This window comes from Myroides sp. C6-3 (assembly GCF_050522425.1).
In the GTDB taxonomy this organism is placed as follows: domain Bacteria; phylum Bacteroidota; class Bacteroidia; order Flavobacteriales; family Flavobacteriaceae; genus Flavobacterium.
In genome coordinates, this window is sequence record NZ_JBMVQP010000013.1 from 36,985 (window position 1) to 59,265 (window position 22,281).

A 22,281-nucleotide genomic window follows, 5' to 3' on the forward strand; every position below is an offset into this window, starting at 1 on the left:
TTATGTCTAAATGAAAAGCAGTAAATTTGCCTTTTACTTTACTTAAAATGATAGATAAAATAAAAGAATACATCGGGGAGGCAGAACATTTCCAAACCGATAACAAAGAACAACTAGAAGCTTTTAGAATTAAATTCCTTTCCAAGAAGGGAATCTTAAACGAATTATTTGCTTATTTTAAAACCGTTCCTAACGATCAGAAAAAGGAATTCGGTCAGGCGATTAATACGTTAAAAAGCGCCATTGAAACTAAAGTAAAAACCATCCAAGAGGAAATAGAATCTAAGAATGTACAAGGATTATATGGCGATTTAACCCGTCCAGGATACCCTACACTTATCGGATCTAGACATCCTATTTCACTTGTAAAAAATCAAATTGTTGATATTTTTAACAGCATTGGTTTTACTATTTCTGAAGGACCAGAGATTGAAGACGATTGGCATAACTTCTCTGCCTTGAACTTCCCTGACTATCACCCAGCACGTGATATGCAAGATTCATTCTTTGTACAGTCAAATCCTCAACATTTATTGCGTACTCATACCTCATCGGTACAAGCGCGTTATATGGAGGATCACAAACCGCCTTTGCGTACAATTTCTCCAGGACGCGTATTTAGAAATGAGGACATCTCTTCTCGTTCACATTGTATTTTCCACCAAGTAGAAGGTTTATACATTGATAAAGATGTGTCTTTTGCGGACTTAAAACAAACTTTGTTATACTTTACCAAAGAAATGTTTGGCAAGTCTAAAATTCGTCTACGCCCTTCTTATTTCCCATTTACAGAGCCAAGTGCTGAAGTGGATATTTATTGGGGATTGAAAACGGAAGTAGATTATAGAATTACAAAAGGAACAGGTTGGTTAGAAATCATGGGCTGCGGTATGGTTGATCCAAATGTATTGACCAACTGTAACATCGATGCAAATGAATACAGTGGATTTGCCTTTGGTATGGGTATCGAGCGTATCGCTATGTTATTATACCAAATCAGTGATATCCGCATGTTCTATGAAAACGATGTTCGCTTTTTAGAGCAATTTAAAGCAAACTTTTAATCGCATTTTTCTATTATACAAAAGCCCGATACCATGGTATCGGGCTTTTTTTGGATTGAATTAGGATATAAACTAAATTCAGCATTCAACCCAAGTATCAAACTAACTTTAAAAATCTTTCTTAAATCCAACCATCACACCTTCTTTGAAGAATTGACTTCCTTGAAATGCACGGACATAATCTACGCGGAACCCTTTCATACTGCCAATACCAATGTTAGACAATCCTAGGGTCAACTCTTGGTATGCCTTGGCGTCTGACATTGCCGCATTGTGATAGCCTGCGACAACATTCCATCCTGTCCATTTCAATAAAGGCAAACGATTCATGATAAAACCTTTGAAATTATATTCTAAATGGGTTTCTACATAGGACTTATTCGTACTTAAACTGTAATATGGCAGTAAGTTAAACGAACTCATGCGATCATTCTCTATATTCAGATGGGTTTGGTTTCCTGTAAAATGTTTGCGGTCTATGTAAGAGATACCATCAGCATTAAAGAAATGTCCTGCTCTTAAGTTATACGAAAACTCTCCTTTATTTTGAAAAGAAATATCTTGTTGAACTCCTGCCGTTACCAAATCGTAATTATAACCACTTAAGTTTCCTGCGAAGGCCTTCTCATATCCCACTTTAATTTTTGGATATTTTGCATTAGGAATATACCAGCGTCCTTCCGGATAGGAGGCATACGTCATTCCGAGGTTAAGGGTTGCTCCAATTCTAAACTTGTACAAATGTTGTAACTCAATAGGTGCGCTCCAATCGTTTAAAGGCGCTGTAGGATCATTTGAAGTATACGCTCTACTTCCCTTATAGAAAGACCCATTGGCGTTATTAAAAAGCGGTTTACGTTGCTCATAGCCTATTTCAGTAGACAAAGCGATCGCTTCATCAGCAAATTTCCCTCTATACCCCACATAAAACTCTTCCTTATTGTAGTATTTGGCGAAATTCTTTCTAAATAGCAAGGAGAAAGCACTGTTGAGTAACTCACTAATATTATCTTGGTGGAATTGCTCTATTTTTGTTCCTCCTTTTGCATAGAACCTAGATTTATGCCTATCGTTCAACTGATGACTAATCGATCCATACGCTCTCAAACGCTCTGACGCAAAACCATAATCAAAATCAACGACCGCATGCGTATAAGATTGTTTATCCTTTGCATATAGCTTCGCGGATAAACCTGTGCCCATATAGAACCCTTGAACGGTATTAAATCCTATTTTATCCAGTTCGATCAATCCATTGTAATTAAAAGTAAAACGCTCGTTTTTACTTCTGTAATTATATCCTGAAAGAGGAGAGGATACACTGAAGCGATTATACGCCATTCGAATACTGTCTTTATACTGTGGAGAATCTTTGCGTGCACGAATACTATCCTTGAACTGATAATCTCTCATTTCTTCTGTTGATAGCGGGTATAAACGATGATTGTTCCAAAAATCATCCTCTTTTTTATTGGCGTCTTTGGCAAATGACAAAACTTCTTTACCAAAATCCGCTCTCGTAAAATTCGGACTAAAGTTGTAGTTATTAAATACACTCAAAAAAACACCTTGTCCTTTAAAGCCCAGTAGACCAATCATCATATCTAAAGTTTGCGAACGCTTCACCCAAGTCTGATTTCCTTCATTATAGAAAAAGTTTTGACTCACTGTTATTGATTCAATAAAAGGCTGTTGTAAACTTACCCCAGTTACTGTTAAATCAACGCCATATAAAGCAGCAGATTGATCGACAATGTAGATATCTCCATAAAAAACAGGTTGATTCTTCACCTTAGGAGTTACCTTGATCTTATTGATCAAAACACCATTGTCTTTAAACGTAGCTTCCAAGCTGTATTTATAAAAAGAAAAAGCTTGATTGGATAAAGGAGAAATCAACTGTATGTCGAAATCAGCGATTTTTAGCTGATTCTCGTAAAAATCATAGAAAGATTCATCGGCTGTATTAAAACTATAGCCATTGTTACTTCCACTTACCTTAGAAGCGATAATGTGTTCTTTGAGTTGGTTGGGTTTTTGGTATTTCAATTGAGATACCGTTTCTGATAAATACAAAATTCCTTGCCCAAGCGAATCAATACCCACAGCCTTGCTGTCGTTGATTGAAATCTTATCTTGTGCAAATTTGGGAATCTTTAAGCTTTTGATCATCCCCTTTGAATAAAAGTCTGCCGAAAAAGAAGCCAGTCCTTTCGTGTTTTGTTCTTTATTGGCAATCGCTCTTCGAATAATATCATCTGCAGGGTTTTTCCCTACTTTAATTACAATATCGTCAAGTTGAAACTCTTCTTCATGCAACACAATAGCAATGGTCAAGGGTTTTCCTTGGTATTGAATAGTTTTGCGCTCGGTTTTATACCCTAAAAATTGAAAAACAAGGGTCATATTCCCTTCTGATTTAGGTTTAATTTCGAATACGCCCTTGTCATTGCTAATTGCTCCTTGTTGGGTTTGCTCTAAGATTACCGTAGCATAGCTAATTGGCTTTCCCTCTTGATCGACGATTGTACCCGATACTTGAGCAAAGGAGAACAAGGAGAACAAAAAAGAAAATAAAGTGAATAATGGTTTCATACGCTATTTGTTGGTTGATATAACATAAGACGCAACTCTTCATTTTATGTTACACTTTTACAAAATGCGATCTTTTACGTTCATTTTCTATATAAAAAAAGCGACTATAACTAGTCGCAGGCTCTACTACACCGCTTGATATTTTTGAGGTAATTGCTGAATTTCCCTTTGCAATTGAGGCATGAGAACATAGATCGCTACATAGGTCCACAATCCCATAAATAGAATAAGTAAAGCAACAATGCATGTAGCGAGTATCGTATTCGCAATAAAGCTCGTTAAATGGGGGAGTTGAATCATCATGGACGTGAAAGAGATAAATGCACCTCCCGCATAACTCTGAACAGCAACTGACTCTAATAAAAATCGTTTATTCACGCTCTTTTGTCTTTGCTTTATTTTTCGTTGCCAAAGCATACCCACCACAATATAAAGGCTTATAATACCAAAAAGGATACAGTATAAACTCCAAATACCTACTTCTTGATAGGTATAACCAATAGCAAACAAAATCAAATAAATCGCAAGAGAGAAAATAATCTTGGGTAGTGTAAAAAAAGAACCTACTTCTCTCAACATCAATTTAATATAACGACCTTTTAACCGATCGATCTTTGAGGCTACCACATCAGTAAACCCAAAAACTCCAAACTTTTTGAAAGCACAATCCAATGCTTTTTCAAAGGATAATGCTTTATCTTTTCTCCACTGTTCTTCAATATCATGGGCCAAATGATCGACTAATTCTAATTCGACATCATAAAACTCGACATAGTGTTGACGGACAAAGCTATGTAATTGCACTATTTCTTGTGGGGTTGCTGTTCTCATAAGTTCCAACTAAACGGTTGTTATTCGCTGTTTCTGCAGCCTTAAATCTGCATTGATTGTGGGGATAATGATCGCTTTTAAAATATAGATATACAAACCTGTGACTGTGATTACGACTGTCTGCATCACCAAAGCAAAAGTAGTTGTCCCTTCGACTAATAAGATTCTAAAGAAAAGAAAAAATAAAAGGTAATAGGGCCATATTTCCAAGTGAAACAACACCGCATGCAACAACCATTTTTTCTCCTTTTGCTTCTCTCTTTTGCTCCGCGCGTAAAACAACCGTATCAGTTGAAAGACTAAAAACAAAAACACTCCTCCTTCGACCACTTTCACAACAGTAACATTTCCAAATTGGGCTAAAAATCGAAGCAAAATAAAAACAACACTGAGTAAAGCCATGGAAAATACAATCTTAGGTATCGTAAAAAAACCTTTCAATAATCGAAAACTCTCCTTATAATACGCACTACTCAACCTATTAATCTTTTGCTCCACGACATCGCTAAAACCGAAGATGCCAAATTTTTTGAAAGCGCGTTCTAAAGCTACTTCAAAAAGCAAAATATGATCTTCTTGCCATTGCGCTTCAATATCAAGGGCCAAGTGATCGACCAATTCCAATTCAACATCGTAATACTCCACATAGTGTTTACGGACAAATTGATGCAATTGTTCTATTTCTGGTTGAGTGATTTTTCTTTCCATACGATGGGTATTAAATAGTGTTCCATTTAATTTGATACAATTTTTCCTTTTGGTAATCGATGCGCCAATGCACCATGTAAAACAAAGCGATCGATCCCATGAGAATATAGGTATATATATACCAATCTCCTTTGGGCATAAGCTTTAATTGAGAGAGCAAGGTCAGAACAGCAAACGTACTCTGTACAAGTCCTAATCGCTTAAATTCAATGCGCAGAAAACTACCTGTAGCGGTATGTAGAGCGGTCTTTTTTACCAAATTAAAGTTGTGTATATAAACCACAATTCCACTGAGGAATAACAAGGCAAAAAAGCTTAAACTCAACCAATTCCCTAAATCCGAATCTAGCAATCGATGAAAGAGTCCTCCGTACAACAAAGTCGTTAATACACCAAAAAGTAGGGCTTTTCCTCCTAGCCTGATCCTTTCTTTTCTCCATTGTTCCGCAACAAAACAAGGAATTCCTCTAAAAAAACCTTTTGCAGGTTTCAATAGGGCATCCCATTTCGCCATAACCAACACAAAAGCTTCTTCATAGCTCACCTCCTTACGGCGTTCCATTTCAATTGCAGTTGCAATATAATCCACCACCTCTGCTCGAAGATCAATGTAGTACAAGCGATAATGCGCTACGAGAAATTGATCGATATGTTGCAGTTGATGTTCAGTCAATTTATACATAATCTATTGTTTTAGTAGTTTGCTTTACCTGATAGAGTCTATAAGTGAAATAGGCATTATAGGCGACTAAAAGCCAACACGGAAACCAAATCGCTGCACGTCCATAGGGGGCTGCAGGCGTATTCCAAAAGAAAAACGCACCGATTAGCAAAGCCAACACAACGAGTAAATTAAACCTATTCAAATACTTGACTTGGCTTTGATAATAGATCATGGCAAAGCTAGTTTGCTGTTTAACTTGTCGCAACATCCATACTTGGATTCCCCAAGAACAAAACAACAAGCCAAGTCCAGTATAAATCAAGGTCAAACTAGGTATATCCACTAATCCAAACGAGAGCAGTAAGCATAGCGTAACGCCAAGTTGAACACTTAGATCAAGTCGAATTAAACGCTTAGCCAAAAAACGCGGTACCTTACTATAACCATTAAATCGAGAAGGCTGTAGAAGGATATGCCATTTACTTAACACAAGCTTAGAAGCCTCAAGATAAGAAGCACCTAAATTGAGTTTTTCTTCAATTTCACAAGCCACGTGATCTAAAACCTCTACGCGCACCTGATAATCCACCTCAAGCCCGTATTGATTCACCAAAAAAGCTTCAAGTTGTAGAAACTGTTCTACAGTTAATTTTTGCATCATATAAGCTTATTTGAGTTGAACTGTTTGAGTCTTGTGGTGTTGAATAACTTTACTAGCAAAAAAGACATTCAGCAACAACACATGAAGTGCAAAAACGAAAAAAGAATAGGCAGACAGTCCTAAAAACGATTCAATATTATTTCGAATCAATAGCATAGCCAAGGTCATCCCTATAATATTGACCAACATCAAGGCTCCTAAAGCATGTATATAAAACTTCATTTCGTAATTGGCCTGTTTGTAAAATCGCTTTTGGACTCCAACAGAAATCGAAAAACCAACTACTATACAAGCTAAACTAATCCAAGGATGAGGTACAAAAATAACCCAATCATAGCTACCTAGAATCCAGGCAAATAAGAAAGTAAAGGCAAAAACAGTGTAACTTATAGCATCTTTTCGATACAATTGTTTAACAATACAGGTAGGAATTCCTTTTTCTCCCAACACGGGTTTTAAATCAAAATGCCATTTTGCAAGCACCCGTTTACTGGCTGTCGCATAGTCAACCCCTTGTTCTAAATACGCTTCAATTTCACAGGCCATATGGTCAACAACCTCATCCCGAAAAGTATCGAACTTCAACTCATAACGCTGATTCAATTTGGCAGTAATCTCTGCAATTTGGTCGTGTGTCACTTTTTTCATCTTATACTAGTTGGGCCTTAGGCCATTTTTATTTTATTTTTCTTTAAAGTTTTAAAACAGTGATACAAGAAATAACACATACTCAAAAAACCGTAGAGTATAAAAAACTCGAATACACCTGTACGCGTTTGCTCTCCTCTTAAAAAGAACATTCCAATACCCAAAAGTACAATCAACATACTGATAACAAACATCATCTTAGTTTGTCGAAGATAAAACTCAACCAGGTATGCTTTGCCTTGTTTTATATAAGAATAAACAAGTAGAGCAATTAAAAAACCAAGACAGGGTAAAGAAACAAAGAGCCATTCTGTTCTCACGTTTAGATAATCGAAAAGAAGCAATAAAGGAAGACTCAAAAAGAAACCCAATAGTTTGAGCTTCCAATCCGATTGGTTAAAGCGTTCGGCCAACTGTTGTTCAATAAACTTAGGAATACCCTTGTAAATACCCCAATTATTTGTCCGTAATTTCTCATTCCAACGAGCATCTACTGCTTTATAGGCTGTATCGAAATCTTGTCCTATTGCCATTTCCGATTCAATTTCGCAAGCCAAATGATCCGCGATTTCTTGTCGAAGATCTTCAAACGAAATCCCGTAATACACCATCAATCGCTCTTCTATGCGATACAGCTGCTCTTGCGTTATTGTATCCATTACTTTGTCAATTTAACGTGTTGATTTTTACAGTTTTTCCAAAATCTATACAAAAGAATAGAACTAAAAACAAAGTAATAAATCACCAATAAATTAAGCTCAGAAGTATTAACTTCGATATTACACAGCACAGCTAGAAGAGGAGAAAATGCTAAAAACATTCCACCTTTAAGTAAGCTAATGCCCGCTTTTTTCTTCACAAAATCATAGCGATACTCTTGAAATCCCTTAGACTCATAGTAGATAATACCAACGCCAATCGCCTGTAGTACAAACAAAGAAATTAGGAAAATTAGGTTATTAAAATCCCAATACAAAATAGCTCCGAACAGGGGAATAGCAAAAAGAACAGCGATGAACATCGACATTATTTCCACTTTTTTATACTCTATTCTTAGCTGATTTAAAAGATAATGCGGAATGCCCTTATACCATCCTTTTTTATCCGAAATCAGTCGTACATTCCACTTTCTGAACACTAAGATTGTCGCTTCATCATAGCTTTCACCTTTACTCATCAAGTCTTCGATTTCACAAGCAATATGATCCAAGAGTTCGTCGCGAAGTTCCTCATATTTTATATCGTACTTGCTCAATAATCGCTCTTGAATAGGTTGCAGTTGTTCTTTGGTTAATTTCATCATGCGTGTTTTCCATTCGTACTTTAAGTTAGACCTCCCTTTACGTCAACTTCAAATTGACGATATGCTGCATATTTCGGATAAAGTTTTCTAATTCTTCTAGCTTATTATCCGTTTCCTTCACACCACTCTCGGTCAATTTGTAGTATTTTCTCACTCTTCCATCTACGCGTTCCATATCGACATCTAAAAAACCTTCTGCTTCCAATTTATGTAAAGCGGGATAGAGTGCGCCCTCTGTTAAACTCATTTCACCAGCCGTTATTTCCTTTACTTTTTGCGTAATTTCATACCCATACATACGACCATTTTCAGCCAATAGCTTCATAATAATCGTATTCAAACTTCCTTTGTATAATTGTTGTTGCTTTGCCATATATAAGATTCTTAGGTATACAAATATAGTATTTTTTTAATACATCTGAATGTTAGGTATTAATTTTTTTCATTAATCTGAGTTCTAAAACTTCCTTTTACTCAATGGGTTTTGTATTTTTGCGGACTTAAACAGAACTAAACAATGTCAAGATTCAACAATTTAACGGTAAAAGAGATTCGAAGAGAAACTCCACATGCGGTATCTATTGTATTAGAAGTTCCGGCTTCGTTACAACAAGAGTATACCTTTGTTGCTGGGCAATATCTCAACATTAGCTATACGTACAACGGCAAAGAAATTAGACGAGCGTATTCGATCTGTTCAACGCCACAAAGTGGTGAAATCCGCATTGTGGTAAAGCAAGCAGAACAGGGTGTATTCTCGACGTATGCCAATGAAGTGTTGAAAGTTGGGGATCAATTAGCAGTAGAAGCTCCTGAAGGGCGCTTTACATTTATACCACAGGCAAACGCATCCAATAACTATGCTGCCTTTGCTGCTGGTAGTGGTATTACGCCTGTAATGTCGATCTTACAAAGTGTATTGAGCGAAGAACCCAACAGTACATTTGTTCTTGTTTACGGAAATAAAACAGCGGAAGAAACTATCTTTCATACGCAATTACACCAATTACAAGAGCAATATCCCACGCGTCTATACGTACATTTCGTATTTTCTCAGATGAGAGAAAACGATTCTCTTTTTGGACGTATTGACAAAGCGGCAATTAATTTTGTGGTGAACAACAAGCACCAAGACAAAAGCTTCTCTACCTACTTTTTATGTGGCCCTGAAGCCATGATCGATGTCGTAAGTGAAACACTTCAATCTAAAGGTGTAGAGAAAGACCATATTCTCTTCGAAATTTTCACCCCTAATACGGATGGAAATAACCCTGTTGAAGTGCAAGGAGGAAATACAAAAGTAACCGTGATTGTCGACGATGAAGAGTCTACTTTTGATATGCCCAAAAGCCAAGCGTTGTTAACGGGTGTTTTAGAAGCAGGTATAGATGCTCCATACTCTTGTCAAGGTGGTATTTGTAGTTCTTGTATGTGTAGAATTACCAAAGGTTCTGCAACGATGAAACGCAATAGTATTCTAACAGACGACGAAGTTGAAGAGGGATTAATTTTATCGTGTCAAGCGATTGTTACCTCAGATGAGATTCACATCAATTACGATGATATATAAAGAACAAAAAAGGCTGCAGTAGCAGCCTTTTTTATTTTTTCTTAAAATATAAATATACTTTCTCTATAGAGCCAGGACGTGTATAATGAGACATACGATCTTCAATACGCAAGTAATCACCTTGAAAACCAATTTCTAAATTGCCTTTAAACGCCCAATTTTCATCGCTATCGTAATACTGACGTACGCCTTCTTTATCGTAATAAAAATTTCCATTAAAGTACATATTTGTCCTAAATACACCCTTCTCAACCAACTCATTTTTAACTAAGATAATACTGCCAAATCCTTCTGAACAACGTTTATTCGACCTAATATATTCTAAGCCAGAGAAATTGTCTTTTTCATCAAATGAAGGCACTAAAATATCATCTTTAATACATGAAGTCGCATCCGGTGGGAGCACGCTAGTTTTATATCCCTCAATTTTAATACCAGCATAAAAATAAGTTGATCTTCCTAATTGTGAAAAATCAGTTAGTGGTGTATATTTAGCAGAAAAAATAGGATCATAGGAACTCTCATCATCTGAAGAACAAGAGGATAAGAAAGTTACACTCACCAAGATATAGATCCAAGAACTCTTAAATAAATTCATAATAACATTTTTGTATTTAACTTAAATTTAAACAAAAAAAGCGTAGAAACAAATTTCTACACTTTTTTTACAATTAATCACAACACTAAACGTACTAGTTTATCTTTGATCTGTTCAAATCTAAAGGATTGATATACAGCATTAAATTCTTTTTTTATTTCTTCATTCATCAGATTCCCAATACTTCCTTGATGGGTGTGATGCACGTTTTTATCTGGTTGATAAGTTCCCTCTTCGATGGCTAAGCCAATTTGTTTATAAGCCTCTCTAAAGGGCATTCCTTCTAAAACTAAAGTGTTTACTACCTCAACACTAAACAAATAATCGTATTTTGGATCGTTTAAAATAGTTGTATGGACCTCGATGTTATTCAACATCAATTGCGTCATTGTTAAACACTCTTTTAACGACGTAAAAGCGGGAAATAAATTTTCTTTAAGCAATTGCAAATCTCTGTGATAACCCGCAGGTAGATTGGTTGTCATTAAGGCAATTTCATTGGGCAATGCTTGTATTTTATTGCAACGCGAACGAATAAGCTCTAACACATCTGGATTTTTTTTGTGTGGCATAATACTCGATCCTGTGGTTAAATGATCGGGAAAGCTAATAAAGTTGTAATTCTGACTCATATACAGGCAACAATCCATCGCCCATTTTCCTAAAGTAGCGGCAATCGAACTAATTCCTTGAGCCAATAAACGCTCGCTCTTCCCTCTTCCCATTTGTGCATAAACCACGTTGTAGTTCATGCATTGAAACCCCAGAAGATCCGTTGTTAGTTGACGATCTAAAGGGAAAGAAGAACCATATCCCGCTGCTGAGCCTAGAGGATTTTTATTCACGACTTTCCAAGCAGCTAACATCATTTCTAAATCGTCAACCAGGCTCTCCGCATAGGCACCAAACCAAAGTCCAAAGGATGATGGCATAGCTACTTGCAAATGGGTATACCCAGGCATTAAAATAGCACGGTGTTGATTGCTCAACTGCTGAAACGTTTCAAAAACAGTTTGTACTTGTTGAACAACTTCTTCTATTTCATGTCTAAAATACAGTTTCAAATCAACTAAAACCTGGTCATTTCTCGAACGTCCTGCGTGAATTTTTTTTCCTGCTTCACCAATTCTTCTCGTTAATAACAGCTCTATTTGCGAGTGAATGTCTTCTACTTCTGCTTCGATTTGAAATTCTCCGTTCATGATTTCGCGGTAAATTGTCTTTAATTCTTTTTGAATTATCGCTAATTCATCCGATGTCAACAGACCTATCTGCTGTAACATTTGGGTGTGAGCTAAGGACCCTAGCACATCAAAAGGCGCTAAGTTCATATCCATTGCTCTATCTTGACCAACAGTAAAAGCATCAACGGCTTGATTCACTGTCGTATTTTTTTGCCATAATTTCATTTTACTTCACGATTTGATTCAACATTTCAATATAAAGGGCAATTCCGTCTTCAATTTCATGCAGATAGATAAATTCATCCGCCGTATGAGATCGCGCAGAATCGCCAGGTCCACATTTCAACGAAGGAATATCTAATAAGGCTTGATCACTTGTAGTGGGCGATCCATACGTCGTTCGCCCTAGTTGCAACCCTGCTTGAACAATCGGATGTTCTTTGGAAATAGAAGAAGGTTTTAAGCGAGTAGAACGCGCTTTTACTTCACACCCTACTTCTTTCTTGATGATATCCAACACTTCTTCATTGGTATAGGCATCTGTAACGCGAATATCGACCACAAAATCACACGTTGAGGGCACAACATTGTGCTGTGTTCCTGCCTGAATCATCGTCACACTCATTTTGATCGGACCAAATTCATCTGATACTTTTGGAAACTGATAGGTTGTAAACCACTCGATATCGCGTATTGCTTTTAAAATAGCGTTATCTCCTTCATTTCGAGCCGCATGTCCTGAACGACCATGGGCGGTACAATCGAGTACCATCAATCCTCGTTCAGCCACCGCAAGATGCATCTGTGTTGGTTCGCCTACTATGGCAAAATCCAACGCTCCTAATTTGGGGATCACATATTCTAAACCATCTGTTCCTGATATTTCTTCTTCTGCAGTAGCTGCAATACACAAATTGTACTTCAAGTCTTTCTCTTTGTAGAAGTACAAAAAAGTAGCCAAAAGAGAAACTAAACAGCCTCCAGCATCATTACTGCCCAACCCGAACAACTTTCCATCCTCAATTTCAGGAGCAAAAGGATTTCGTATATAATCCTTATTCGGGCGAACCGTATCATGGTGTGAATTCAACAAAATAGTAGGTTTATTAGGATCATAATACTGATTGAAAGCCCACACATTATTTAATTCACGCTTCATAACCACGTCGTTTTGCTGTAGAAAATTGGCGATTAGTTCTGCTGTACCCTCTTCTTCCTTGCTAAATGAAGGAGTTGCGATTAGTTCTTGTAATAGTTGTATTGCGGCTGTAGTTATTTCTGTTTTCATCTCTTTATATTGGGGGTTAATGACTAATACGAGTACCAGCCTTTTCATCTAATAGGTCACTTGCTTGTTTAATGTAGACTTGTGCTACTTTTTGTTCAACCGCAGCTAACGCATTGACAATTTTGGGTACCATCCCCGCTGCAATGATTCCCTCCTCCATTAACTGTTTAAAGTTAGTTGCATTAAGGTGGGTAATTACAGCGTTTTCATCTTGTACATCGCGCAATACTCCTTTACGTTCAAAGCAAAAAACAAGATCTACTTGATAGTGCGTTGCCAAGGCAATAGCGAGGTTTGAAGCGATCGTATCGGCATTAGTATTCAACAGCTGTCCTTCTTTATCCGCTGTTATAGCAGAAAATACAGGACAGAGTCCGAGGTGAATCAGCTGTTGTAAACGCGTTACATTGACATCCTCTGCTGTACAATCTCCGACAAATCCGTAATCTACCGTTGTCACTAGACGCTTATTACTAGTAATCAGTTGCCCATCAGCACCAGAAACACCAAATGCATCACACGATCGCTTTTGCAATTGTGCAACAATTTGCTTGTTGATTAATCCTGCATAGACCATAACCGCAAGGGGTAACATGGCTTGCGTAGTAATTCTTCGTCCCTCAACCATTTCAGTAGACACACCTAACTGATCGGCTACTTTTGTAGCTAATTTACCACCCCCATGTACCAAAATTTTCGGCGTCTTCACTTGTGAAAAAGCATCGAGAAAATCGCTTAATGCCTTTGTATCATCGACAATATTTCCGCCTATTTTTATTACGGTTAGTTTTTGCATTTTTATTTATTTTTCAATATTTCTTGTAGTACTGCTTGAGCGGCCCATACGCGATTTCCAGCTTCTTCTATAACAATAGCTTGATTACTATCTAACACTTCAGAAGCAATGACCAAATCGCGTCTTACTGGCAAACAGTGCATCACTTTGGCTTGATTGCTCCCCTTTAAATGGTCTAGAGTTAACATCCAAGATGAATCTGTACATGTAATTTGTCCATACTGCTCATAACTTGACCAGTTCTTTACGTACACAAAGTCAGCATCCGCTAAGGCCTCCTCTTGATTTGTAGTTATCGTAGCACCTGTGGTGAATTCCTCAGCAAGCGCATAGCCTTCAGGATGCGTAATAACAAAATCAATCCATCCTTGTTTTTCTGCTTCAATCATCCATTCTGCAAATGAATTAGGCACCGCTTGCGGTAAGGCTTTTACGTGAGGAGCCCACGTCAATACGACTTTGGGTTTCTTTCCTTGTGGTATATATTGTTTTTTACTTTGCTCATAGATAAAATTTCCTTTTTCAACGATCGTCATCAAATCGGTCAAGCTTTGTAAGGGATGTCTAGTTGCGCTCTCTAAGCTCACAAGGGGTTTTCCGCAATACTGAGCAAACTTGTGAAACAGCTCTTCACTGTAATCCTCCTGCGCATCTTTTAAACCCGGAAAAGAACGCAAACCCAAAATATCACAATACGCTCCCATTACAGCAGCGGCTTCTTTGATATGTTCTGCTGTATCTCCATCCATTACTACGCCATCTTTCGTTTCTAGTGCCCAACCATCCGATGTCATATTCATAATCATCACCTCCATACCCAAATTTAAAGCTGCTTTTTGTGTGCTCATACGCGTACGCAAACTCGGATTCAAAAACACTAAGCCCAACACTTTGTGTTTTCCTAGTTGTTCTTCTTGAAAGGGATCTGCCTTACACGCTAAAGCTGTATGTACTGCTTCAGCTAAGGAAGGAATATCGTGTACTGAAAAAAACTGTTTCATCTGTTCTTGTATTAGTATTGTTTTAATCTTTGGTTCAATTTATCTAAAAATAGATCAACCTCTTGTTGTTTGATATTCAACGCCGGAAGTAAACGAATAACATTAGGACTAGCATTACCTGTAAAAATAAAATCCTTAAACAACAGGTCATTGCGCACTTCTTTTAACTCCATGGGCAAATCAATTCCGATCATTAGTCCTTTTCCTCTTACCTCTTGAATTTTGTTGCATTGTTTTAATTCTTCCATCAAATAGGCTCCGACTTTTTTTGCTTGCTCCAACAGTTGCTCTTGTTGAATCACTTCTAATACAGCAACGGCTGCTGCACAGGCTAAGTGATTGCCTCCAAATGTTGTTCCCAGTTGTCCGTGCCAAGGTTTAAATTGTGGAGCTAAAGCAACAGCTCCAATAGGAAAACCATTTCCCATTCCCTTTGCCATGGTGTAAATGTCCGCTTGAACTCCACTGTCATTTACTGCATAAAAAGAGCCTGTTCTCCCGTATCCACACTGAATTTCATCGGCAATAAAAACCGCCCCATACTGTAGTGTAAGCGATCTTATTTTTTGCAGAAAAGATGGCGTTGCTACTCGAATTCCACCAACTCCTTGAATTCCTTCAATAATTACGGCTGTTACTTCCTCTCCATACGTTTGAAAGGCTTGTTCTAACGCATCTTCGTCATTAAACGGCAAGAAAACAACGTCATCTGTTTGATTGACTGCTGCTACAATTTTAGGATTATCTGTCGCAGCAACCGCTAACGAAGTTCTTCCGTGAAAAGCTTGAGAAAAGGCAATTACCCTTTTTCTTCCGTTGTGAAAAGAAGCTAGTTTGAGTGCATTTTCATTCGCCTCCGCTCCTGAATTACACAAAAACAACTGATAGTCTTGTATTCCGGCAACTTTACCTAACAAAGTAGCTACTTGTTGTTGCAAAGGAATCTCAATAGAATTGGAATAAAATCCGATTTGATCTAATTGTTTTTTTACACTACTAACATAATGAGGATGAGTATGTCCGATAGAAATAACGGCATGTCCTCCATATAGATCTAAATACGCTTGTCCGTTTTTATCAAAAACATAACTCCCCTGTCCTTTACCTATTTCAATTGGGTTTAAAGGATATACATCATATAATTTCATCATAATTTTATCGAATTTAGAAAGCAGAAGCCTTCAAGGTTACTCCCATTTTTTCATCAAATCCAAAAAGGAGATTCATATTTTGAACTGCTTGACCAGCAGCCCCTTTCAATAGGTTATCAATGGCACAAGTAATCAATACATCCTCTTGATTTTTTGCAATCGAAATCAAACATTTATTGGTGTTAACCACTTGTTTGAGGTGAATATCTGTTGTGCTAACATGCGTAAAGGGATGTTCCTCGTAATACTGTTTGTACAACATTTGTAGTTCTTCCAGGCTTTTCGTTGATTCTAGTACGATACTTGCAAAAATTCCCCTAGCAAAATCCCCTCTTTCGGGAATAAACTTAATTTTCGGAGTATTTATCGGTTGCAATTGCGCCAAGCTTTCTCCAATTTCCCCTAAATGTTGGTGATTAAATGCTTTATAAACCGATAGATTATTGGTACGCCAACTAAAATGAGAAGTCGAAGCTAAACTTTGTCCCGCACCAGTTGATCCTGTGACTGCTTGAACATAAATAGAATTGGTCAAGAGCTGTTGAGCTGCTAAAGGCAACAAAGCCAATTGAATAGCAGTTGCAAAACAACCGGGATTTGCGATAAACTGCGCTGTTTTAATTTTTTCTTTATTCAATTCAGGCAAGCCGTAAACAAAAGAATTCCCCGCTAGTTTTAATCGAAAATCCTGACTCAAATCAATAATTTTTACTGTCGACCCAAAGGAGTTCTCTTGTAAAAAAACACGACTATCTCCGTGTCCTAAACACAGAAAAACAACGTCAATAGTAGTATCCAATGTAGTAGTAAACAACAGCTCAGTATCACCAAACAAATCACTGTGTACGCTATACACAGGTTGATTTGCATGGCTGTTTGAATGCACGAATACAAGCTCCACTTGCGGGTGCCACAACAGCAATCGAAGAAGTTCTCCCCCTGTATATCCAGCCCCCCCCACTATACCTACTTTTATTTTACTACGACTCATCTTTTTGTGTATTTACTTTGTGCCAAATCATCACTTGATTGCCAAATATTTTCGAAAATCCCTTAACATCTTCCCCTGTCCACATGTTGTTCATCTCTCCATAACTACCAAAATCGTTCGACATCAGATCGTTTTCAGATTCAATTCCTTGAATAGTAAAACGGTGGGGGTGGAGCGTTATCCCTACTTTTCCATTTACTGTTTTTTGCGTATTAGTCAAAAAGGCTTCGATATCGCGCATAATGGGATCGTGAAATTGCCCTTCGTGTAAATAATTGCCATAAAAAGCACTCAATTGTTCTTTCCAACTCAATTGCCATTTGGTGAGGGTGTGTTTTTCTAAGGTGTGATGTGCCTTGACTAAAATTAGGGGAGCCGCGGCTTCAAACCCCACTCTTCCTTTGATACCAATAATCGTATCTCCGACGTGGATATCTCTCCCTATACCAAAGGGTTGTGCTTTTTCTTGTAGTTGTTGGATGACTTCAGTAGGGTTCATGTGAACGCCATTTAATGCTACAGGTTCTCCGTGCTCAAACACAATTTCAACAACCTCTTCGGCTGTCTTGGTCACTGGAGTTGGCCAAGCATCTTCTGGTAAATATAGATTAGAAGTTAAGGTTTCTTTTCCTCCCACTGAAGTTCCCCACAATCCTTTATTAATCGAATATTTTGCTTTTTCTGCGTTTATTTTTACTCCGTTTTTTTCTAAATAAGAGATTTCTTCCTCTCTGCTTAATTTCAAGTCTCGAATAGGGGTAATAATCTCAATTTCAGGAAGTAAAATATTAAAAATCATATCAAAACGCACTTGGTCATTTCCTGCTCCAGTACTTCCGTGAGCAACAGCTGTAGCTTGAATTTGTTTGGCATAATTGGCAATAGCTGTAGCTTGACAAACGCGTTCAGCACTTACTGACAAAGGGTAGGTTGCATTTTTCAATACGTTGCCAAAAATCAAGTATTTCACACAATCGTTATAGTATGCTTCTGTTTCATCAATTGTCGTATGAGAAGTTACACCTAAATTGTACGCTTTGAGTTCAATTTCTTTTAACTCTTCTGGAGAAAATCCCCCTGTGTTCACAACAACAGAGTGCACTTCATATCCCAACTCTTCTTTTAAATAGATGACGCAAAAGCTTGTATCTAATCCGCCACTAAAGGCTAAAACTATTTTTTTGTTCATTTTGTTTCTTGTTAAATTTAAAATAGATGCGTTTTCTTTACCGTTTGTTTTAGCTTCATTTGCAGTCTCTTGAGCAAAGAATATTTTTTCTGCATTTCTTTTAAGCGTTCTTTGGCTTTGGTTTTTTGATCGATTTTTGATCTTAATTCTCTTTCTTTTTCTATCGGATCCCACAACATAGAAGTGCAGAGGCAGTTTTTTCGCTCCTTGCTTTGTAGGATGGAAAAATTGACACAACTTTCACATCCTTTCCAAAAAGATTCATCCTGCGTCAGTTCGGAGTAGGGAACCGGTTCATACCCCAAATCTGAATTGATTTTCATCACGGCTAAACCTGTGGTGAGTCCAAATATTTTCGCTTGGGGATATTGGGTTCGAGACAATTCGAAGATTCTCTTTTTAATGGTCTTAGCCAAGCCTTCCTTTCTGAATACGGGATTGACAATCAGTCCTGAATTGGCAACATACTCCCCGTGGCTCCAGGTTTCGATATAACAGAATCCCGCCCAAGTTCCGTCGCGATGCAAAGCGATAACGGCTTTACCTTCCAGCATTTTGTTTGCCACATATTCGGGTTTTCTCCTTGCAATTCCCGTACCACGAGCTTGAGCAGAAAGTGCCATTTCATCGCAAATTTGTGCGGCATAACCAACGTGTGTTTCATTCGCTGGCATCACCATAAACTGATTTGAATTCATCTCAAAAACAGATAGTTAGAATTCAACAGAGTGTATGGTTCAATCGGCTTAAACGCACGAATTTCCCCTTTCAATCTCGTTGAAATACATTAAAAAATGGATAGATTTATTGGATTGGGAAACAAAAGTTCCCAAGAAAAAGAATGCTTAACGAATTAAGCCCGCGACCGCGAAGACCGCGATGTAGATAACAAGAAAACAGCAGCAGTAGCTGAGGCCATGCTGTTCGTTTTAAAAGTAATATGTTGTACTGTTTTCTTCATTTCTTGTATATACCCTACTGGGTTGGTACAAAGTTTTCTAATAAAAATTTTAATATGCAAGTATTTTTATAAAAAATAACACTAATTAACCAATTAGCTAAAAAACAATAACTTATACCATCTGAACAATCGTATTAATACCCTTTTTTTCTAATTAGAATCACTTAACGCAAAAATTAGGCCAAAAAAAAGAGGCTACTTCAGTTAGTAACCTCTTTCTCTTCATTTGTTTTTTGTTTCACTTATTTTGCAACAGTGATTGTTTTATAGGTGTAACTATACGTTGACCCTACAATTGTTCTATCGTTTTTAAAATAAGCCTTTGCCTTTGTTGGATATCCTTCTGCATTATATTCAAATTCTCTTAGCCAAACTGCTCCGCGATCATCTGTATACGAAGTTATATTATTCGCTCCAATCTTCAACACAGTCAATCCGTAAGTATATTCAAAATCATCATACGATAAATTCATAGACATATGCGTATAAGGATTCTTCTTATCGTCATAAGAAAACACATGGAATCCATTATCTGCTTCTGCTGCGCGAGCGATATTTCCACGATTATCATACTCATAAGTATAATTTAGTACATGTCCACTATCATCAAGTATTTTTAAAGTAGTTACTTGATTCTTTGCATTATACTGAAAAAATTTCGTTTCACCATCAACCGATTCAACAGTTTTTATTAATTGTCCCTCACCATTGTACTCCATTTTTTCATCATACCACGCCTCTCCATCTTGTGTATCTACTGTATAAAGTCTTGTGATTTGATCCTTGTCATTATAGGTTACTGTTGCTCTTGTTGTATAATGCGACTCTTCAGGAAAGGGAATTTCATCTAACTGATCAACATCTATCGCGTCAACTCTACCTTTTTCATCATAATTGAACACATAGTTCGTTATGCTAAATAACTCAGAACCGATCACTTCACCTTCCTCATTGTATTTGGAATCATATATTTTCTCTTCTACTTTATCCAGTACCCATAAAGTTATTGTATCTCCTGGATTTTCTCCTCCTGGATTTTCTCCTCCTGAGTTTTCCTCTTTTACTGTATTATCGTCTGATGTACAACTAAAAGCTAGGCATGCAATAAAGCAAATTCCAACCGTTCTAAAAATCTTTCTCATAGTATTTTAAATTAATTTTTTGCAAAATTAGCTCTTTTTTACACTTTACTATCACCCCTTTTTCCTTTTTATATAATAAAGAATAGAAATACATTCTTTATTAGTATAAAACACAATCAATAGAAATTAGGTTTAAAAACAGAATAAAAACTACTAATTCATTATAAAAAAAAGAATCAACTAGAGCGAAAATAAGGCTTTTTTCAAAATATTATTTCACTGGTTGAAGAAAAAAAAGGAGATGGTCTGACGAACATCTCCTTTTCCTTTATAGATTCAAAAAGTTATAATTTAATAGCTCAATAAACTTTTTACGTCATACGCTTTTAACTTATCTCGTCCATGCAAGAAAGACAATTCCATCAAAAAGTTTACTTGTACGATTTCACCTCCTAAGCGTTCAACCAATTTACAAACGGCTTCTGCTGTTCCTCCTGTTGCTAGTACATCGTCGTGAATCAATACTTTTTCTCCGGGTTTGATCGCGTCTGCATGGATTTCCAATACATCTGTACCATATTCGAGTTGGTATTCTTGAGAAAGGGTTGTAAAAGGCAATTTACCTGGTTTTCGAACAGGCACAAACCCTGCTCCTAATTCTTTTGCTAACAAGGTAGCAAAGAAGAATCCGCGGCTCTCCATTCCTACTACGCGATCTATTTTTTTATTGCCAACCAACGCCAATAATTGCTGACTGGCAACTTCCATCGCTGCAGCATCATTTAAAAGGGGAGTAATATCCTTAAAACCAACACCTTCTTTTGGAAAGTCTTGAATATCTCTGATATAATCTTCTATCTTCATAATATCCTCTATTCGATCGTTATCCGATTCTATTTCTTATTTTTTTTGTGCTACTTCAATCACTTTAGTACATACTGCGTTAGGTGTAATTGTACGCATAACATCTTCATATCCTTCTACCTTTTTATTTCCGTAAACGGATGTTGGCAACAGGGGATATTCTGTACGATCTGCGGTTAGAGCATACTCCATGGGTTGATTAAAAGGAGTAAAGCCAGCAAAAGGATGCGTTGCACCCCACAAAGTTACGACTTTTACCCCTAACATGGCAGCAATGTGTGCGTTTCCAGAATCCATGGATAACATTACATCCAAATGCTGAATTAAATTCATCTCCACGTCTAATTTTACTTTACCTGCCATGACGATAACATTGTCATTGTCGCGTTTCAACTGATTTAATAACGCAATTTCTTTTTCACCTCCTCCAAATAGGAAGATTAAATTATGCTCTTGTTCCGCTAGTTCATCAACTACTTTTTGCATGAGATCAAGGGGATACACTTTGCTATCATACTGTGCAAAAGGCGCGATACCTATCCACGTTTTATCTTGTTCTTTTTTATACACCTCTAATTCTGGCGATAAGGGTGGAATTGCTGGAAATACAGGGGCAGACAAATCGACGATAAATCCGAGTTTTTTCAACGTTTGCACGTGATTCTCCACCATCGTTTGCACCGGTTGAAACACCTTGTTTTCCGCGCGAGTTAGTTCTTTTTTAGCGGCTCTTCCTTTATCTAGTGCTGCGGTAGCTACACCCGAAAGCGCAAACAAACTACGCACAATTTGCGCGCGTAACACATTGTGAAAATCAGCAAAATAATCGGGTTTTAATCGCTTAATGTCTTTGTACAAGCGAATTAATCCCAAAAATCCTTTATGCTTTTTTTTGACATCTACAGCGTAAAAATCGACGCGGTTTATTCCCTTAAAAAAGGGTTTAAAAAAAGGACGTGAAACTACTGTTACACGAAGGTTGGGATGTTGCTCAACTAATGCGCGAATAACAGGCACAGTCATGGCTACATCACCCATAGCGGATAGTCTAAAAATGACAATATGTTGTAAACCTTTCACTAAAAATCTATTTATCTGGAACAAGAAAAGCGTGATTATCCACGCTTTACCA

Annotated in this window: 23 protein-coding genes; 2 read left to right on the forward strand and 21 right to left on the reverse strand. The window is 37.3% G+C overall.

Annotated features, from left to right (window positions below; translation table 11 throughout):
• The first annotated feature begins 47 nt into the window (after window positions 1-47).
• Window positions 48-1,064: a phenylalanine--tRNA ligase subunit alpha gene (gene pheS, locus ACPDG9_RS07325; protein WP_430527105.1), complete on the forward strand. Its 1,017-nt coding sequence runs from the start codon at window positions 48-50 to the stop codon at window positions 1,062-1,064.
• 108 nt (window positions 1,065-1,172) lie between these two features.
• On the opposite strand, the gene ACPDG9_RS07330 is transcribed toward pheS, so the two are convergent.
• The 9 genes from ACPDG9_RS07330 to ACPDG9_RS07370 all read right to left on the reverse strand — a co-directional run bounded on the left by ACPDG9_RS07330 (window position 1,173) and on the right by ACPDG9_RS07370 (window position 8,847).
• On the reverse strand, window positions 1,173-3,659 hold the full coding sequence (locus ACPDG9_RS07330; RefSeq protein ID WP_430527106.1) for a DUF5686 and carboxypeptidase regulatory-like domain-containing protein: 2,487 nt from the start codon (window positions 3,657-3,659) through the stop codon (window positions 1,173-1,175).
• Between the two features lie 126 nt (window positions 3,660-3,785).
• Entirely contained in the window at window positions 3,786-4,490 is a 705-nt protein-coding gene (locus tag ACPDG9_RS07335) for a hypothetical protein (RefSeq protein ID WP_430527107.1), read from the reverse strand.
• Between the two features lie 9 nt (window positions 4,491-4,499).
• Window positions 4,500-5,198, reverse strand: a complete 699-nt coding sequence (locus ACPDG9_RS07340) for a hypothetical protein (RefSeq protein ID WP_430527108.1) — start codon at window positions 5,196-5,198, stop codon at window positions 4,500-4,502.
• 10 nt (window positions 5,199-5,208) lie between these two features.
• Window positions 5,209-5,880: a hypothetical protein gene (locus tag ACPDG9_RS07345; RefSeq protein WP_430527109.1), complete on the reverse strand. Its 672-nt coding sequence runs from the start codon at window positions 5,878-5,880 to the stop codon at window positions 5,209-5,211.
• Window positions 5,873-6,523 carry a hypothetical protein gene (locus tag ACPDG9_RS07350; protein ID WP_430527110.1) on the reverse strand — a complete coding sequence of 217 codons (651 nt, stop codon included), beginning with the start codon at window positions 6,521-6,523 and terminating at the stop codon, window positions 5,873-5,875. The genes ACPDG9_RS07345 and ACPDG9_RS07350 overlap by 8 nt, the downstream gene beginning before the upstream one ends.
• A 6-nt stretch (window positions 6,524-6,529) precedes the next feature.
• A complete protein-coding gene (locus ACPDG9_RS07355; RefSeq protein WP_430527111.1) occupies window positions 6,530-7,171 on the reverse strand; it encodes a hypothetical protein in 642 nt (213 codons plus the stop codon).
• 17 nt (window positions 7,172-7,188) lie between these two features.
• The gene (locus ACPDG9_RS07360; RefSeq protein WP_430527112.1) at window positions 7,189-7,830 is read right to left on the reverse strand and encodes a hypothetical protein; all 642 of its coding nucleotides are present in this window, start codon (window positions 7,828-7,830) and stop codon (window positions 7,189-7,191) included.
• The gene (locus tag ACPDG9_RS07365) at window positions 7,830-8,474 is read right to left on the reverse strand and encodes a hypothetical protein (RefSeq protein WP_430527113.1); all 645 of its coding nucleotides are present in this window, start codon (window positions 8,472-8,474) and stop codon (window positions 7,830-7,832) included. The genes ACPDG9_RS07360 and ACPDG9_RS07365 overlap by 1 nt, the downstream gene beginning before the upstream one ends.
• Window positions 8,475-8,511: 37 nt before the next feature.
• Window positions 8,512-8,847, reverse strand: a complete 336-nt coding sequence (locus tag ACPDG9_RS07370) for a PadR family transcriptional regulator (protein WP_430527114.1) — start codon at window positions 8,845-8,847, stop codon at window positions 8,512-8,514.
• 144 nt (window positions 8,848-8,991) lie between these two features.
• Between ACPDG9_RS07370 and ACPDG9_RS07375 the strand changes: the two genes are divergently transcribed.
• Window positions 8,992-10,044, forward strand: a complete 1,053-nt coding sequence (locus ACPDG9_RS07375) for a 2Fe-2S iron-sulfur cluster-binding protein (RefSeq protein ID WP_430527115.1) — start codon at window positions 8,992-8,994, stop codon at window positions 10,042-10,044.
• 31 nt (window positions 10,045-10,075) lie between these two features.
• Here the strand turns inward: ACPDG9_RS07375 and ACPDG9_RS07380 are convergent, their stop codons facing one another.
• The 12 genes from ACPDG9_RS07380 to ACPDG9_RS07435 all read right to left on the reverse strand — a co-directional run bounded on the left by ACPDG9_RS07380 (window position 10,076) and on the right by ACPDG9_RS07435 (window position 22,229).
• On the reverse strand, window positions 10,076-10,642 hold the full coding sequence (locus ACPDG9_RS07380; protein ID WP_430527116.1) for a hypothetical protein: 567 nt from the start codon (window positions 10,640-10,642) through the stop codon (window positions 10,076-10,078).
• Between the two features lie 77 nt (window positions 10,643-10,719).
• Window positions 10,720-12,051 carry an argininosuccinate lyase gene (gene argH / locus ACPDG9_RS07385; RefSeq protein ID WP_430527117.1) on the reverse strand — a complete coding sequence of 444 codons (1,332 nt, stop codon included), beginning with the start codon at window positions 12,049-12,051 and terminating at the stop codon, window positions 10,720-10,722.
• A 1-nt stretch (window position 12,052) separates the two neighbouring features.
• A complete protein-coding gene (locus tag ACPDG9_RS07390) occupies window positions 12,053-13,114 on the reverse strand; it encodes a M20 family metallo-hydrolase (RefSeq protein ID WP_430527118.1) in 1,062 nt (353 codons plus the stop codon).
• A gap of 16 nt (window positions 13,115-13,130) precedes the next feature.
• A complete protein-coding gene (gene argB, locus ACPDG9_RS07395; protein ID WP_430527119.1) occupies window positions 13,131-13,910 on the reverse strand; it encodes an acetylglutamate kinase in 780 nt (259 codons plus the stop codon).
• Between the two features lie 2 nt (window positions 13,911-13,912).
• Window positions 13,913-14,911, reverse strand: coding sequence for an acetylornithine carbamoyltransferase (locus ACPDG9_RS07400; RefSeq protein WP_430527120.1), 999 nt, complete (start codon window positions 14,909-14,911; stop codon window positions 13,913-13,915).
• An 11-nt stretch (window positions 14,912-14,922) separates the two neighbouring features.
• On the reverse strand, window positions 14,923-16,062 hold the full coding sequence (locus tag ACPDG9_RS07405; protein WP_430527121.1) for an aspartate aminotransferase family protein: 1,140 nt from the start codon (window positions 16,060-16,062) through the stop codon (window positions 14,923-14,925).
• 13 nt (window positions 16,063-16,075) lie between these two features.
• Window positions 16,076-17,053, reverse strand: coding sequence for an N-acetyl-gamma-glutamyl-phosphate reductase (gene argC / locus ACPDG9_RS07410; protein ID WP_430527122.1), 978 nt, complete (start codon window positions 17,051-17,053; stop codon window positions 16,076-16,078).
• Window positions 17,043-18,242 carry an argininosuccinate synthase gene (gene argG / locus ACPDG9_RS07415; protein ID WP_430527123.1) on the reverse strand — a complete coding sequence of 400 codons (1,200 nt, stop codon included), beginning with the start codon at window positions 18,240-18,242 and terminating at the stop codon, window positions 17,043-17,045. Before argG ends, argC begins: the two co-directional genes overlap by 11 nt.
• 17 nt (window positions 18,243-18,259) lie before the next feature.
• On the reverse strand, window positions 18,260-18,940 hold the full coding sequence (locus ACPDG9_RS07420; RefSeq protein ID WP_430527124.1) for a GNAT family N-acetyltransferase: 681 nt from the start codon (window positions 18,938-18,940) through the stop codon (window positions 18,260-18,262).
• 505 nt (window positions 18,941-19,445) lie between these two features.
• Window positions 19,446-20,345: a hypothetical protein gene (locus ACPDG9_RS07425; RefSeq protein WP_430527125.1), complete on the reverse strand. Its 900-nt coding sequence runs from the start codon at window positions 20,343-20,345 to the stop codon at window positions 19,446-19,448.
• Window positions 20,346-20,636: 291 nt separating this feature from the next.
• Window positions 20,637-21,149 carry an adenine phosphoribosyltransferase gene (locus tag ACPDG9_RS07430; protein WP_430527126.1) on the reverse strand — a complete coding sequence of 171 codons (513 nt, stop codon included), beginning with the start codon at window positions 21,147-21,149 and terminating at the stop codon, window positions 20,637-20,639.
• 36 nt (window positions 21,150-21,185) lie between these two features.
• Complete coding sequence (locus ACPDG9_RS07435) at window positions 21,186-22,229, reverse strand: glycosyltransferase family 9 protein (RefSeq protein WP_430527127.1); 1,044 nt, start codon at window positions 22,227-22,229, stop codon at window positions 21,186-21,188.
• Window positions 22,230-22,281 lie beyond the last annotated feature (52 nt).

What these genes read in the sequence shown, in the direction of transcription:
- pheS (WP_430527105.1), top strand. Translation starts at nt 48, where the DNA reads ATGATAGATAAAATAAAAGAATACATCGGGGAGGCAGAACATTTCCAA.
- ACPDG9_RS07330 (WP_430527106.1), bottom strand. Translation starts at nt 3,659, where the DNA reads ATGAAACCATTATTCACTTTATTTTCTTTTTTGTTCTCCTTGTTCTCC.
- ACPDG9_RS07335 (WP_430527107.1), bottom strand. Translation starts at nt 4,490, where the DNA reads ATGAGAACAGCAACCCCACAAGAAATAGTGCAATTACATAGCTTTGTC.
- ACPDG9_RS07340 (WP_430527108.1), bottom strand. Translation starts at nt 5,198, where the DNA reads ATGGAAAGAAAAATCACTCAACCAGAAATAGAACAATTGCATCAATTT.
- ACPDG9_RS07345 (WP_430527109.1), bottom strand. Translation starts at nt 5,880, where the DNA reads ATGTATAAATTGACTGAACATCAACTGCAACATATCGATCAATTTCTC.
- ACPDG9_RS07350 (WP_430527110.1), bottom strand. Translation starts at nt 6,523, where the DNA reads ATGATGCAAAAATTAACTGTAGAACAGTTTCTACAACTTGAAGCTTTT.
- ACPDG9_RS07355 (WP_430527111.1), bottom strand. Translation starts at nt 7,171, where the DNA reads ATGAAAAAAGTGACACACGACCAAATTGCAGAGATTACTGCCAAATTG.
- ACPDG9_RS07360 (WP_430527112.1), bottom strand. Translation starts at nt 7,830, where the DNA reads ATGGATACAATAACGCAAGAGCAGCTGTATCGCATAGAAGAGCGATTG.
- ACPDG9_RS07365 (WP_430527113.1), bottom strand. Translation starts at nt 8,474, where the DNA reads ATGATGAAATTAACCAAAGAACAACTGCAACCTATTCAAGAGCGATTA.
- ACPDG9_RS07370 (WP_430527114.1), bottom strand. Translation starts at nt 8,847, where the DNA reads ATGGCAAAGCAACAACAATTATACAAAGGAAGTTTGAATACGATTATT.
- ACPDG9_RS07375 (WP_430527115.1), top strand. Translation starts at nt 8,992, where the DNA reads ATGTCAAGATTCAACAATTTAACGGTAAAAGAGATTCGAAGAGAAACT.
- ACPDG9_RS07380 (WP_430527116.1), bottom strand. Translation starts at nt 10,642, where the DNA reads ATGAATTTATTTAAGAGTTCTTGGATCTATATCTTGGTGAGTGTAACT.
- argH (WP_430527117.1), bottom strand. Translation starts at nt 12,051, where the DNA reads ATGAAATTATGGCAAAAAAATACGACAGTGAATCAAGCCGTTGATGCT.
- ACPDG9_RS07390 (WP_430527118.1), bottom strand. Translation starts at nt 13,114, where the DNA reads ATGAAAACAGAAATAACTACAGCCGCAATACAACTATTACAAGAACTA.
- argB (WP_430527119.1), bottom strand. Translation starts at nt 13,910, where the DNA reads ATGCAAAAACTAACCGTAATAAAAATAGGCGGAAATATTGTCGATGAT.
- ACPDG9_RS07400 (WP_430527120.1), bottom strand. Translation starts at nt 14,911, where the DNA reads ATGAAACAGTTTTTTTCAGTACACGATATTCCTTCCTTAGCTGAAGCA.
- ACPDG9_RS07405 (WP_430527121.1), bottom strand. Translation starts at nt 16,062, where the DNA reads ATGATGAAATTATATGATGTATATCCTTTAAACCCAATTGAAATAGGT.
- argC (WP_430527122.1), bottom strand. Translation starts at nt 17,053, where the DNA reads ATGAGTCGTAGTAAAATAAAAGTAGGTATAGTGGGGGGGGCTGGATAT.
- argG (WP_430527123.1), bottom strand. Translation starts at nt 18,242, where the DNA reads ATGAACAAAAAAATAGTTTTAGCCTTTAGTGGCGGATTAGATACAAGC.
- ACPDG9_RS07420 (WP_430527124.1), bottom strand. Translation starts at nt 18,940, where the DNA reads ATGAATTCAAATCAGTTTATGGTGATGCCAGCGAATGAAACACACGTT.
- ACPDG9_RS07425 (WP_430527125.1), bottom strand. Translation starts at nt 20,345, where the DNA reads ATGAGAAAGATTTTTAGAACGGTTGGAATTTGCTTTATTGCATGCCTA.
- ACPDG9_RS07430 (WP_430527126.1), bottom strand. Translation starts at nt 21,149, where the DNA reads ATGAAGATAGAAGATTATATCAGAGATATTCAAGACTTTCCAAAAGAA.